Consider the following 12,102-nt stretch of genomic DNA (forward strand, 5'->3'; position numbering starts at 1 on the left):
CGAGCATCGAGGGATCTCGAACTCGGCGACGTGATGATCGCCAGCCCCGGGGGAGCGCGGCGGCCCCCGGTCAGGCTGGCCCGGGAGGGACCCGGGGGTCTACTGCCCGAAGGTGAAGCGCAGGTTCGCGTTGATCAACTCGTTGACCCGCGTCCGCATCCGGACGATCGTCTCGTCTTCCGGGATCGGGTCGTCGACGGTCACCGTCCAGCGCAACGTGGTGCTGCCGTGCGGCGGTCCGACGATCTCGAACCGGACGCGGGCATCCGGGCGCAGCGGCCACAGCGAGCTCCACACCACGAGATGTGGTTCGACGGCGCCCATGCCGGTGGGGCGTTGCTCGTCGTGGTGCAGGATCAGCCACGGGCGAGTCTGGTCCCGGTCGGGTTCGACGATGGCGCGATAGACGATGTGAGGCGGGGCCGGCTGGGTGCGACGCCGACTCGCAATTTCGGGCACATCGCACCTTATCGCGGTCTTTCGGACTCTGGGAACCGTGCGGAGGACGATGAAGGCTGTTGCCGGCGTCGCCATGCCGACCCTGGGCTGAGATACGACTGCGCCCCGGACGCCATCGATTGTGTCGGTGACATCCGGGGCGCGGAAGGGTGAATCAGCCAATGTCCGGGTGGCCGACCCACTCGACAATCGTCCAGCCCTTCTTCGGGCTGCCCTTGAGGGTGACGTGGCCGCCGTTACGCATCGGATCGGTGCCGAGCTTGCTCTTGTCGGCATTGCTGGCGTTCATCATGGACCAGAACATGATGGTGCCGCCGTGCGAGAAGATCACCGGGTTGGTGCAGCCGCGGCGCTGCACCTCGAGCAGTGCCGCATCGAAGCGGCCGTCGAACTCGTTGCCGTCGATGGAGCCTGGAATCCGTGCGTTCAGGTCGCCGGAGAGCCACTTGATCGGCGCCTGCAGGTACCCGGACAGCGCCGCAGCCTCCGGGGTGCCCTCGTACTCGCCTGCCTCGATCTCCCGGAAACCGGGCTGAATGTCGAGGCGCAGGTCGTGCTTGGCGACGGTCGGTGCCGCCGTCTGCTGGGTACGCACCATGTTGGACGCGAAGGCGCAGTCGTAATCCTGGTCGGCCAGCTGGACGGCCAGATTGTCTGCCTGTGTCTGGCCGCGTGCGGTCAGGTCGGGTCCGGGCACCTTGGTGTCGATCAGGCCGGAGACGTTACCGGCGGACTCGGCATGGCGCACCAGGGTGACGACCATCTCGCCGTTGCTGCTGCCGGAGCTGCCCCCGGAGCTGCCGAAGTCGATGTCGGCGGACGCGACGCCGGCGGTACCGGTGGTGGCCGCGACCGCGGCCGCCATCGCCGCAACGGATAGTCGAAGAGATCGGATTCGCATGGGTGGGAATGCCTTTCATCGTGGGGATGCCACTTCGTGTATGCCGAAGATCGAAGTTTGGGGTGTCGCATCTCACAGAAGCAGCTGTTCGTCAGAACCGACCATGGGGTATCCCATCCATCGGGAGCCCGCGCGCACCGGACCGCGCGCAGGCGGACCCACCGGTGGCGGAGGTGTGAGCGGCATGCCGACTCGCGCGACCCGCTCACCTGCTGTTGTCGATGATCGACAGCGCCCCTCCGGTGACGAGGAGTTCGGGAGCGGCGTGAGCGGCCCCACTGGGGGTCAGTCTCCTCGTGACCGCGCTGTCACCCCGTGCCGGCCCGGTCGACTACACCCTGACCCGTTGGGAGCGAGTCTCGGCACTGTCCTGCGCGGCCTGACGCTGTGGGCGGACGAGAACATCGCCGCCGTCGAGGCCGCCCGCGCCGTGTACGACGCGGATGGCGTCGAGTCCCACCCCTAGATGGAGAACAACTCGGGTGAACGATGGTCAATCCTGAACTGTCTCGCCAGCGGCGACCGACGCCGGTTCCGGCTGCTCGGTAGCGAGGTGGGCCAGCACGATCCCGGCAACGATCAGCGCCGTCGCGGTCACCCGGCCGATGCTGACAGGGTCGTGGTGCGCTACGACCCCAACCACGATCGCCCCTATCGCTCCGATGCCGCTGAACACGACGTAGGCGATCGCCACGGGGAGGTTGTTCATCGCGAGGGACAGCAGGTACACCGCCGTGCACATGAGTAGAAGGCACAGCGCCGTCGGTGCCGGCCTGGTGAAGTTCTGGGTCGGTTGGATGCTTTGAGCCCACGCGACCTCGACCAGGCCCGCACTGATCAGCACGAGCCAGCTCACGACGCGTAGTCCGATCGCGCAAACTCGGAAGCGACGCGGTCGACCTCGGCGATCGCCGCACCGTGCGACTCGACCTGGGCGCCCGAAAGATCGGCGAGCAGTGGATCGACGCGGGCGTTGGCGAACTCCGAGTGGAGCATCCCTGCGTCCCGCTATGCGACGATCACGGCCAGCTGCTGCAGCAGCTGCGGACGAGGTGCGGCGGCGTCGTCGGCGACGAACGAGAGACGCGAAGAGCACTGTGGCGCGGCTATTCTCACACGGCACCCGGGCCGCCGGTCTCCTCGACCACGGCGACGGGCTCGAGTGCGCGAAGGTCGGTTGCCGCATCGTCGGCAGCCGTGCCACAGCCTTCGCTCGCTTCCCTCTTGGCCTTGTGTCTGTCGTGCACGCGAGCGATCTGGACCGCGCCCTCGCACAGTACGGTGAGCACTGACGCCAGCGCGAGCATCGAGAACGGGTCCTGGCCCGGCGTCGCGGCGGCGGCGAAGACGAACAGCCCGAAGATCAGGCCCCGCCGCCACGCCCTCAGCCGCGCATAGGTGAGCGCACCAACGAAGTTGAGCGCGACGATCAGCAGTGGTATCTCGAAGCTGACCCCGAAGATGATCAGCAGGTTGATCATGAACCCGAAGTACTGGGTGCCGCTGAGCGCGGTGACCTGGACGTTGTCGCCGATGGTCATGAGGAAGCGCAACGCCTTCGAGACCACCAGGTAGGCCAGCGTGGCGCCGGAAACGAACAGCGCGGCGCCTGTCGAGACGACGCCGATCGCGTATCGGCGTTCCTTCGGGTAGAGGCCCGGCGTGATGAACGCCCAGATCTGGTACATCCACATCGGGCAGGCGAGCACGATGCCGGCGGTGAGACCGACCTTGAACCGGAGCATGAACTGCTCGAACGGTCCGGTCGCGAGTAGCCGGCAGGTGCCGTCGACGGTGAGGGCCGCGCGCGCGTCGGGTGGCAGGGCACAGTAGGGGCCGCGCAGGATCTCGCCGAGGCTGTTGACATCGAGAATCGAGTGCGAGTACCAGACGACACCGACGATCGTGGTGATCAGGACCGCAGTGAGCGAGATCAGCACCCTGGTGCGCAGCTCCTGCAGGTGCTCGACCAGCGGCATGGTGCCGCTCGGATCGGCGGCGGTTCTCCGACGGAGCAGCTCGAACTGGTTTCGCACGGCCGCCTTCTGGTGATTGGTCGGAAGCCGCCCGTTCGGGTGATCCCACCCGGACTGCGGCAGGGGAACGAGGCGACGAGCGATTCAGGGCTCGGGGTCTGTGGGTTCGGGCGTCGGCGCGGGCTGCGCAGCGGAGGGGCGCGGATCACCTGGGGTGGAGACGGGAGCAGTCGCCGAGGAGGCGGTTTGCTCGCGCTGCATCTCCTTCATTTCGCTGGTGAGGATGCGAAGCGACTGCCCCAGGCCGCGCGCTGCGGACGGTAGCCGCTTCGAACCGAACAGCAGCATGAGGACCACGATCACGATCGCCCAGTGCCACGGGCTCATTGTGCCCATGTCGTACCTCCCAGAATGTCGGGTCGTCGGTCGAGGGTGGCGAGACCCTCACAGATAGATAGGGGTGCGGGTTACACGTCCTCGTCTCGGTCGTCCGGCGCACCGCCGGCAGGCGCAGCGGGGTCGGCGATGCTTCCCTCGCTGTCGTGGTCAGGGGTCATGACGATCCGTGGCGCGACGTCCAGGTTCCGAGTGGGCTGCGGAAGCACCCGACCGAGCTCGTCCAGGGCGGGCCGCAGCTCGTCCCGGAGCTGTTCGGTGGCGCCGCTGGCGTAGTCGCGGGCACGGCGCAGGAACTGCAGTGACTGGTGCAGTGCGCCGGGCAGTCGTTCCGGGCCCAGCACTACGAGGGCTGCGACGAACAGGACAACGATCTTGTCCCAGCCGAGATTGCTGAACATGGGGTCACGCTCCCGCTCTGCTCCGGTTCGGCGGCGACTGCGGTGCGGACGGGAATCGCTCGACTCCACCCGACGGCCTCATTCGGCTTGCACGCCGCGACCGCACATGGATCAGGACTGAGACGGCGCACAAGAGGACGGTGGCGAGTTCGGCGGCGACGCTGACCGCCGCCCTCGGCGCAGGTTGCCAACCGATCTCGGCGAACCCGAAGATGCCCACGGTGCGCGACAACACGAATGCCGCCAACGCGCCGACACTGAGACCGCCCGCAGCGATGCGCAGCATGAGCGGGCCTCCCAGCAACAGCAACACCGCAAGCGCGAAGGAGGCGGCGGCCTGCAGCAGGAACGACGGCCCGATCAGATGGATGTAGCGGTAGCCGCCCCGGTACAGGTCGAAATGGATGTAGCCACTGATCGCGACCGACACACAGATCCCGATGCGCAGCAACAGATCCGGCAGGGTGCGCCACATCGACCTGCTGTACAGACCGTCGGTCGTCGCGTCTGCAATGGCGGCGGATGGTTCTCTCTCGAGCGTGGATGTCCGGGTGAACCTCATGTCAGGGCCTGATCCTTGATCGCGAGGGTCTGCCGACCCTTCACGTAGCCGACTTCCCGGATGCCGAGGGCGCCATGCAGTTTCCCGGCGGGCAGGGTGACCGGTTTCGGTATGGCGGCCGGGCCGCCCTCGCCGGGCCGCGGCAGCGGGTAGGCGGTGGTGGTGCCGCTGTAGAAGGTGATGTTGCCGTCGGTCTTGGTGAACAGTTGATGGACGTGGCCGTTGAGGCAGGTCACCGACGAGAAGCGCCGCAGATAGCTCAGTGCCTGGGTGGCGTCGTCGGTACCCCAGCCCCACTGCGGGTACATCGCGAACAATGGGATGTGGCTGAACACGACGATCGGGGTGTCGGCGGACAACCCGGCGACATCGTTCTTGACGAAGTCGAGTTGGTCCTGCCCGAGGTGGCCCAGCAGCTTCAGGTTCAACGTGTTCACCAGGGCGATCACGTGCACGCCGGCGGTGTCGAAGCTGTACCAGCCGTCGCCGCGGGTGCCCTTGCCGAACGCGTCCCTGTACCGCTGGCCGCCGTCGTCGGTGGAATCGTGTTCGCCGGGCACCGTGAAGATGTGTGGCGTGTCGAGCCCGGTCATCATCTGCTTGACCTGGTCGAACTGTTCCGGGGTCGCGAGGTGGGTGAGGTCGCCGGTGTGGATGACGAAGTCGGGGGTGTAGCCGAGCGAGTTGACCTGTCCGATCGCCTCGGTGAAGGTGTCGGTGACGTTGCTGTTCGCGGTGCCCTGGAAGCCGATGTGGCTGTCGCTGATCTGGGCAAACCGCAGGGTCGGACGGGTCGTCGGGGTGGCCGGGCTGGTCGCGGCCCCGGCGACATGGGAGAGGACCTCGCCACCGACGACGGTCAACCCGACCGCGGCACCGAACCACGCGGTGTGTCGCATGAGCTGGCGCCGCGTCATGGTGTGCGGGTCGCGCGGATCGGTGTGTTCGGGCTGGGAGGTGCTCATGGCGTCACCACCACGGTCGCGTGCATGAACGGATGGATCGAGCAGACGTAGTCGAAGCTGCCCGTCTTGGTGAAGGTGAAGGTGAAGGTGGCGCCCGCGCCCATCCCCGGTGAATGGAAGCTGCCGTCGCTGCTGGCGACGGTGTGCGGTTCCTCGTCCTTGTTGGTCCAGGTCACCGTCGTCCCGACGGGCACGGCGAGCGAGGATGGCACGAAGGCGAAGTTGTCGATGTTCACCGCGTTCGCGGTCGTGGGCGCTGCTGCGGGACTCTGCACGGCAGCCGGCATGCCGGACATGCCCGGCATCCCAGGCATCGCGGTGCCGGGCGCGGTGCCGCCGGGCATCCCCGGTGTCTCGGTGCCGGAAGCGAATTCGAACGTCGGTGAGGATTCGTCGGTCTGCGATGCCGTGTCGGATCCGGCGCACGCGCTCAGGATCAACGCCGCCGCGGTGCCACAAGCCATGGTCGCCAACGCATGTCGTCGTTCCAAGGACAGTCTCATGAGTCTGGTTCTCCGATCCGCGTCGTCTCCCGCCGGGTGCGGGACGTTCACCGATAGATAGGGACCGGGGTTACACGGGTCGCGTGGTTGCGGCGCCCTGACGATGCGGTTCGTACTGCGATCGGAGCGGTCCGCGAAGCATCGACCTGGCCCGTGCGTACGCGGCGGCGGCGTGGGCAGCGGAGTCGGCCGCGTCGGGGCCGCCGTCGGCGGCCAGCTGCTCGAGCAGCCTGCCTTTCGCCTGATGCCATGCAGCGGCGGCTTCGACGTCGGTATCGGGGCCGGGGCGCCGCATCACCAGTCGAGACATCTCGATCAGAGCGTTCATCGTTCGCCCGTCGTTTCCATCGGTCCGTGATCATCCGCTGACGCGGATCGTTCACCAATGGATAGGGGAGCGGGTTACACCGTGTGGGTCAGGCCGGCTCGGTGGGCGCGAATACCTCGATCGTGCCGCCAGTCTCGCGGATCTGCAGACTCGGCAGCGGCGCGGGAGCGGCGGGCAGCTGGTGGGCGAGCACCTGCCCGCTGGTCGAGAACGAGGTCACGTGGCACGGGCACCGCAGCGTGGCGGCGGGGGCGTCCAACCAGAGCCGGCAGCCTTGATGAGTGCAGACCCCGGACACCGCCGCCGGCCGACCGTCGACGCGGCGCACGAACCCGTTGATCGTGCCGAGATCGAACGCGACCGTGGCGCCGTCTGGGACGTCGGCACTGGCCGCGACAGCCCGCCACGCGCCGTTGGTCGGCGCCAGGGTCGACTCGGTCGCCGGTGGACCCTGTTCCTTCTCCGCGGCGATTCCGCCGAAGATCGTGTGATCGACGACGGCGCCGACAACGGCCGCCGCCGCCGCGACCGACCCCCCGATCAGCACCTGCCTGCGCGATGTCGAACCCCCACCGGTATCGGAGTCCTGCGTCGCGGGTTCGCCGACGTCGGCGGCGATGCGCTGCTGCAGATCGGCGAGGAAGGACTCGCTAGGTTCGTCGGCGCCCGGCCGGGCCGCGCGCAGCGTGATCGCCGCGCGCATCTGCTCGGCGTCGGACTCGTCCGGGTGGAACGATCGTGGCCGCCGCCCGGCCAGCAGGTCTTCGACGTATCGGCGAACCTCTCTGCCGCTCACTGTGCACCTCCCTCGCTGAGCCGTGCCGCCATCTGCAGTGCCCGGTGTTGCAGTACTTTCGCATTCGTGAGACTGACCCCCAGGTCGGTCGCTGCGTCGCGCACAGACAGCCCCTGCAGGAACCTCAGCTCCAGAATGCGCCGATATCGGGCCGGAAGCCGGTCCAGCAACGCGTGCGCGCGTGTCTCGGCCTTCGTGTTCACGGCCGGTTCACTGGTCGGTTCGGCGGCGAGATCGTCGTCGATGGTGGTGATCTCACGGCCCATCCGGGTACGCCAGTACCCGGCCAGCGCTGTCCGCGCGGTCGCACGTAGATACCCGCGCACCTCCGGAACGCTCGCCGACATCCGCAATGGCCGCAGTGCCGTCATGAACACCTCCGCGGTCAGGTCCTCCGCGTCCGCGCGGTTGCCGACACGAGCGAACATCAGGCCGTACACCCAGGCCACGTTGTCTCGGTACACCGATTCCCAGTCGGGATAACCGTCACCGGACACCAGCCGCAGCTCCCGCCCCCGCTCCCGATCCGGGGTGTGCCGGGGCCCGGATTCCGACCGTCCCGCCATGACGCGTTGCCTTCCGAGTCCGTCGCCGACGCATCGTCACGCCTACCAGTAGATAGCACCCACGGTTACAGCACCGTCGATTCGGCCGAACAACCACTGCCACGCTGGGCGGCGATCGCGCTCTGCTCGGGCGGGCAGGCGAGCTTTCGGCGCCGATGACGGTCGCTGGGGGAGGCCTGGTTGCTCGGCAAGGCGGCCGCCAATCGGGTAGTTCCGAAACGCGGGCGGTAGGTCTGGGCGCGTAGCGCGGTGTGGCTCGATGTACTAGTCGGAAGCGCAATGCGGCGGGGGACGGATCATGCAAACGCGATGGCCAACTACGGCGGCCGTTCATGTCGAGGTCCTCGAACGGGAGTGGAACACAATACGTTTCGTGGATAATCGCAATTATCCACGAAAATCCGATCGGGGATCGGTCGGGTCGCTCGGGGAGGGTAGATCGTCGACGGTTCGTGATCGATCGCCGGATCGGCCGGCCGAGGCCGAGTGTGCGACATGCACATCGTCTGCGACGTGACACGGCGCGGTGTCACGGTCACTCGGTGTACCGGTCGCCGCAACTCCGGGCAGCGGGGCCGCATCCGGTCCGGGGTAGCGCCGCGCCTGACCGCCGTCAGTCACCGGCGGCTGCGGTCGCACGCGGCAAGCCCTTCGCGGCGACCGGGACGCCCGGTTCGGGGACGGGTCTCCGGGATGTGAAATGACATAATGTCGATTATCGGTACCCTGTTCGAATCAGGTGGTCACTGGATGTGCCCGGCCGTCCGTCTAGCAACACTCCCGTCGAGCAATACAACCGCCTCGACGGCACGGATCGGCGGATTGGTGTTCGGGTCGCCGACGCAGTATCGACTCCCGCCGGCCTGACCCGACCCGGGACGTCGGTCATTGCGCCGACCGCGCGTCGATGACTGCCTGCCGCGCTGCCTGTTCTCCTCGTGATCCACCCATTCCGCACATCGAGCGACTTCGCTTCCGGTTTCCGCCTTCCCCGCCTGCCCCCCTTAATACGTCACAGTGACGAAACCCTGGGTGGCGGGATGTTGCTACGCGGACGTGGATTGCCTTGTGTCAGGCTCGATTCGGTGCTCCGGTGACTCTCAGCTGCTGCTGCCGAAGGTTCCGGGAGTTGGATCGACCGGGTATGCCGCGACCTGCATGATCACCGAGCCTACGCACGGGCCGCTGTCGATGTCGGTGCGCCACGAGCCGGTCAGTGTGCCGTCTCGCTGCGGAGTGTAGAACGCCACCGAGTGCGCCGGCGCCCACACCTTGGGCACGCCCTCGCCTTGGTAGCAGTCCCACTGCCAGTCGTAGTGATGAACCCAACTGGTGCCGTCCCATGTGTACTGCGCAGGTTGGGGCAGGGTCGGATTCGCGGGCTTCGGTCCTGCGGTCACAGTGGCCACGCAGGGCCCGTTCGAACAACTCGTCTCGAATGTGTAGGTGTCGGCGAAATCGGGCTCCCACGGTCGTGCAGCCAAACTCGTGCCGGTCTTCGTCGCGGCGAAGCGCTTCAACGAGTAATCGCCGGTCCAGGACGGTTGTGCGGCCTCCACGGACGCGGCCCCCGCAATCAGCCATGCAACGATCAATGCAGAAACCAGCAGTGACTTTCGCATCAATGGATTGAAACACGTGGACTGCCCGCGCGTTCGACGATCGTCGCGAGAAACCGGCCCGATTGCGTCCCGTCGGATACCGGACAGGGCTGGCAGAATCGGCGGCGTGGACACGCCTGCGAGTTCCAGTGCATCGCCGGCGGTCGGCCGTGCGCTCGACATTCTGGTCCGGCTGGCGCAGCGCCCGGGGCCGGTGCGGGCGGCCGCCCTGGCCCGCGATCTGGACCTGCCCCGCTCGTCGGTCTACCACATCCTCTCGGTCCTCGTGGACCGCGGTTTCGTGGTTTACGTGCCCGGCGAGCAGGCGTACGGGCTCGGGGTGACCTCCTTCGAAATCGGCTCGGCCTACCTGCGCCACGAGCCGCTCGAGCGTCTCGCGCAACCGATCCTGCACCGGCTGGCCATGCAGCTCGGTCAGGCGGTGCACCTGGGAATCCTGCACGGCAACGAGACCGTCTACCTGCTCAAGGAACGCCCCACCTCAGGCCCAGCGGCCGAGGTGTCGCTGATCACCGACATCGGTGTGCGGCTGCCGGCGCACCTGACCGCCAACGGGCGCGCCATCCTCGCCGCCCTTCCGGATGCCCAGGTCAAGGCGTTGTACTCGCGGCGCGGCGACTTCATCACCCGGACCGGACTGGGCCCGCGGACCCTGACCGAGCTGCGCCGCACCCTCGCGGAGGCCCGTGGTCGAGGTTGGGCGGAAGAGGTGGACCTGGTGACGACGGGTCTGCGGTCCGTGGGCACCGCGGTGTTCGACCACAACGGCCGCGCCGTCGCCGCGCTGAGCACCACCTGGCGCAGGCAGTTGGCCTATCCCGTGCCGGACGCAGTGGGGCAGATCCTGCTCGGTGGCGCGGATCGCCTGACCGCCCACATCTCGGGCCACGCCCCGTCCCCCGGCTGAGTCGGCCGACGCAGCACATTCGGCGCGGACCTGCACGCGCGGGTCACCGGGTCGATCGACGCCGGTGTGCCGCGGGATCTCGCGGCCCGGGTGCACCTGCTGCTCGACCAGTTCGGCCTGCTCGAGATCAGCGAGGTGGCCGACGTCAGTGGCCGCGAGGTGCCGGAGGTCGCCGAGATGATCGGGCGGTGGGGCCGCCCGCCGCGACTCACTGTGCGTCGAAGGTGCCCTCGAGTCGGTAGCGGGAACCCGGGTGCACGAGCCGGGCCGTGCTCACCAGTTTCGCCTCGGACCAGGTGCGACGGTGAATCAGTAAGCACGGCTCGGTCTCGGCGATGCCCAACAGTCGGCACTCCTCCGCGGTGCCGAGCACGGATTCGACGACGTGCTCCCCCCTGCCGAGCGGCGCCACCGTCATCAGGTAGTTGTTCGGTGTCTGCACCGTGAAATCCTGGTCGAGGTAGTCCGGCGCGATCTGGGGGTTGACGTGCCGGTCCTCGACCTGGATGGCCAGATCGTCCTCGAAATGCACCAGCCGCGAATGGAATACCGGACTCCCGTCAGGAACCCCCAACTGGTGCGCGATCAGTGCGTCGGCGGGTTCGGCACGAAGGAAGTCCACCTCGCTGCGATGTCGATGCCCCCGCCGCACCACCTCGTCGGCGATGTTGCGTACCTCGAAAAGCGCCGAGCTGACCTTTCGTTCGGCGACGAACGTGCCGACACCCATCAGGCGGACCACCAATCCGTCCGCGGTCAGTTCCCGCAACGCTCGGTTGACGGTCATGCGAGACAGTCCGAGTGTGCTGACGAGTTGGTTCTCCGACGGCAGCTGATCGCCCTGAGGCCAACGGCCCGAGACGATCTGCTCGGCGATGAGGTTCTTGACGCGCTGATAGGCGGGCGCGGCGTCGTTCCCGCGGGCCCGATAGAGCGACGCTACGTCGGACTCGTCGATCGGCACTCTCGCCACCATCCACTTCCGCCCCAAGCGTGGGCATTCTGGTTTCAGTCAGTCTATCGGTCGAGACCGCGCTCGCCCGGCTGGACGCACCCTACGCCCGGCGTCTCGTATCCGAGATTTTCTGAAGGAGGCACTGTTCCCGGCCGCGTCGGGACGGTGTCATGGGGGTCGCAACCTTTCGTCAGGAGACTCACGATGACCGACAACTCCCCCACCGGACCCCGACCCGTCCGCGCACCGCACGGCCCCGACCTGACCTGCCTCGGGTGGCAGCAGGAGGGTGCGCTGCGCATGCTCATGAACAACCTCGACCCCGAGGTGGCTGAGCGGCCCGACGACCTGGTGGTCTACGGCGGGACCGGGCGGGCGGCGCGCAGCTGGGAGGCCTACGATGCCATCGTCCGCACGCTGCAGACGCTGAAGTCCGACGAGACGATGCTGGTGCAGTCCGGCAAGCCGGTCGGCGTCTTCCGCACCAACGAGTGGGCGCCGCGCGTGTTGCTGGCGAACTCCAACCTGGTCGGCGACTGGGCGAACTGGGAGCAGTTCCGCAAGCTCGAGGCCGAGGGCCTGATGATGTACGGCCAGATGACGGCCGGGTCCTGGATCTACATCGGCACCCAGGGCATCCTGCAGGGCACCTACGAGACCTTCGGCGCCATCGCCCGGAAGCGCTTCGGCGGCACCCTCGCCGGGACCATCACCCTCACCGCCGGCGTGGGCGGCATGGGCGGCGCCCAGCCGCTGGCCGTCACC

At 67.7% G+C, this 12,102-nt stretch carries 16 protein-coding genes and 1 pseudogene; 2 read left to right on the forward strand and 15 right to left on the reverse strand.

The window, feature by feature from the left end:
• Positions 1-99: 99 nt before the first annotated feature.
• From ACFVH2_RS16930 to ACFVH2_RS16995, 14 genes are all read right to left on the reverse strand, one after another.
• Positions 100-459 (reverse strand): hypothetical protein, encoded by a 360-nt coding sequence (locus ACFVH2_RS16930; protein WP_378427792.1) that lies wholly within the window; start codon positions 457-459, stop codon positions 100-102.
• A 154-nt stretch (positions 460-613) separates the two neighbouring features.
• Positions 614-1,324 (reverse strand): histidine phosphatase family protein, encoded by a 711-nt coding sequence (locus ACFVH2_RS16935; protein ID WP_378427794.1) that lies wholly within the window; start codon positions 1,322-1,324, stop codon positions 614-616.
• Positions 1,325-1,853: 529 nt separating this feature from the next.
• Entirely contained in the window at positions 1,854-2,204 is a 351-nt protein-coding gene (locus ACFVH2_RS16940; RefSeq protein ID WP_378427796.1) for a DMT family transporter, read from the reverse strand.
• Positions 2,205-2,212: 8 nt separating this feature from the next.
• Positions 2,213-2,356 carry a hypothetical protein gene (locus tag ACFVH2_RS16945; protein ID WP_378427798.1) on the reverse strand — a complete coding sequence of 48 codons (144 nt, stop codon included), beginning with the start codon at positions 2,354-2,356 and terminating at the stop codon, positions 2,213-2,215.
• A gap of 116 nt (positions 2,357-2,472) precedes the next feature.
• Positions 2,473-3,396, reverse strand: a complete 924-nt coding sequence (tatC, locus tag ACFVH2_RS16950) for a twin-arginine translocase subunit TatC (RefSeq protein WP_378427800.1) — start codon at positions 3,394-3,396, stop codon at positions 2,473-2,475.
• A gap of 84 nt (positions 3,397-3,480) precedes the next feature.
• Positions 3,481-3,732, reverse strand: coding sequence for a Sec-independent protein translocase subunit TatA (tatA, locus tag ACFVH2_RS16955; RefSeq protein WP_378427802.1), 252 nt, complete (start codon positions 3,730-3,732; stop codon positions 3,481-3,483).
• Between the two features lie 71 nt (positions 3,733-3,803).
• Positions 3,804-4,133: a Sec-independent protein translocase protein TatB gene (tatB, locus tag ACFVH2_RS16960; protein WP_378427804.1), complete on the reverse strand. Its 330-nt coding sequence runs from the start codon at positions 4,131-4,133 to the stop codon at positions 3,804-3,806.
• 4 nt (positions 4,134-4,137) lie between these two features.
• Positions 4,138-4,608, reverse strand: coding sequence for a hypothetical protein (locus tag ACFVH2_RS16965; RefSeq protein WP_378427806.1), 471 nt, complete (start codon positions 4,606-4,608; stop codon positions 4,138-4,140).
• An 83-nt stretch (positions 4,609-4,691) separates the two neighbouring features.
• Positions 4,692-5,660 (reverse strand): metallophosphoesterase family protein, encoded by a 969-nt coding sequence (locus ACFVH2_RS16970; protein WP_378427808.1) that lies wholly within the window; start codon positions 5,658-5,660, stop codon positions 4,692-4,694.
• Positions 5,657-6,163, reverse strand: a complete 507-nt coding sequence (locus ACFVH2_RS16975) for a cupredoxin domain-containing protein (RefSeq protein WP_378427810.1) — start codon at positions 6,161-6,163, stop codon at positions 5,657-5,659. Before ACFVH2_RS16975 ends, ACFVH2_RS16970 begins: the two co-directional genes overlap by 4 nt.
• Before the next feature lie 70 nt (positions 6,164-6,233).
• Positions 6,234-6,491, reverse strand: coding sequence for a hypothetical protein (locus ACFVH2_RS16980; protein ID WP_378427812.1), 258 nt, complete (start codon positions 6,489-6,491; stop codon positions 6,234-6,236).
• An 88-nt stretch (positions 6,492-6,579) separates the two neighbouring features.
• Positions 6,580-7,287 carry a Rieske (2Fe-2S) protein gene (locus ACFVH2_RS16985; RefSeq protein WP_378427814.1) on the reverse strand — a complete coding sequence of 236 codons (708 nt, stop codon included), beginning with the start codon at positions 7,285-7,287 and terminating at the stop codon, positions 6,580-6,582.
• Entirely contained in the window at positions 7,284-7,853 is a 570-nt protein-coding gene (locus ACFVH2_RS16990; protein ID WP_378427816.1) for an RNA polymerase sigma factor, read from the reverse strand. Before ACFVH2_RS16990 ends, ACFVH2_RS16985 begins: the two co-directional genes overlap by 4 nt.
• A 1,100-nt stretch (positions 7,854-8,953) precedes the next feature.
• Entirely contained in the window at positions 8,954-9,475 is a 522-nt protein-coding gene (locus tag ACFVH2_RS16995; RefSeq protein WP_378427818.1) for a hypothetical protein, read from the reverse strand.
• Positions 9,476-9,581: 106 nt separating this feature from the next.
• Here ACFVH2_RS16995 and ACFVH2_RS17000 point away from each other — a divergent pair, with 106 nt between their 5' ends.
• Positions 9,582-10,382 (forward strand): IclR family transcriptional regulator, encoded by an 801-nt coding sequence (locus ACFVH2_RS17000; protein ID WP_378427820.1) that lies wholly within the window; start codon positions 9,582-9,584, stop codon positions 10,380-10,382.
• A gap of 208 nt (positions 10,383-10,590) precedes the next feature.
• On the opposite strand, the gene hutC is transcribed toward ACFVH2_RS17000, so the two are convergent.
• A complete protein-coding gene (hutC, locus tag ACFVH2_RS17005; RefSeq protein WP_378427821.1) occupies positions 10,591-11,358 on the reverse strand; it encodes a histidine utilization repressor in 768 nt (255 codons plus the stop codon).
• A 183-nt stretch (positions 11,359-11,541) separates the two neighbouring features.
• Between hutC and ACFVH2_RS17010 the strand changes: the two are divergent.
• Positions 11,542-12,102, forward strand: a pseudogene (locus ACFVH2_RS17010) (urocanate hydratase); the annotation flags it as partial.

Source organism: Rhodococcus sp. NPDC127527, from assembly GCF_042672245.1.
In the GTDB taxonomy this organism is placed as follows: Bacteria; Actinomycetota; Actinomycetes; order Mycobacteriales; family Mycobacteriaceae; genus Rhodococcus_G.

Excerpts from the sequence above, each read along its gene's own strand:
- ACFVH2_RS16935 (WP_378427794.1), bottom strand. The coding sequence starts at position 1,324 with ATGGCGGCCGCGGTCGCGGCCACCACCGGTACCGCCGGCGTCGCGTCC.
- ACFVH2_RS16945 (WP_378427798.1), bottom strand. The coding sequence starts at position 2,356 with ATGCTCCACTCGGAGTTCGCCAACGCCCGCGTCGATCCACTGCTCGCC.
- tatA (WP_378427802.1), bottom strand. The coding sequence starts at position 3,732 with ATGGGCACAATGAGCCCGTGGCACTGGGCGATCGTGATCGTGGTCCTC.
- tatB (WP_378427804.1), bottom strand. The coding sequence starts at position 4,133 with ATGTTCAGCAATCTCGGCTGGGACAAGATCGTTGTCCTGTTCGTCGCA.
- ACFVH2_RS16965 (WP_378427806.1), bottom strand. The coding sequence starts at position 4,608 with ATGTGGCGCACCCTGCCGGATCTGTTGCTGCGCATCGGGATCTGTGTG.
- ACFVH2_RS16970 (WP_378427808.1), bottom strand. The coding sequence starts at position 5,660 with ATGAGCACCTCCCAGCCCGAACACACCGATCCGCGCGACCCGCACACC.
- ACFVH2_RS16975 (WP_378427810.1), bottom strand. The coding sequence starts at position 6,163 with ATGAGACTGTCCTTGGAACGACGACATGCGTTGGCGACCATGGCTTGT.
- ACFVH2_RS16980 (WP_378427812.1), bottom strand. The coding sequence starts at position 6,491 with ATGAACGCTCTGATCGAGATGTCTCGACTGGTGATGCGGCGCCCCGGC.
- ACFVH2_RS16990 (WP_378427816.1), bottom strand. The coding sequence starts at position 7,853 with ATGGCGGGACGGTCGGAATCCGGGCCCCGGCACACCCCGGATCGGGAG.
- ACFVH2_RS16995 (WP_378427818.1), bottom strand. The coding sequence starts at position 9,475 with ATGCGAAAGTCACTGCTGGTTTCTGCATTGATCGTTGCATGGCTGATT.
- hutC (WP_378427821.1), bottom strand. The coding sequence starts at position 11,358 with ATGGTGGCGAGAGTGCCGATCGACGAGTCCGACGTAGCGTCGCTCTAT.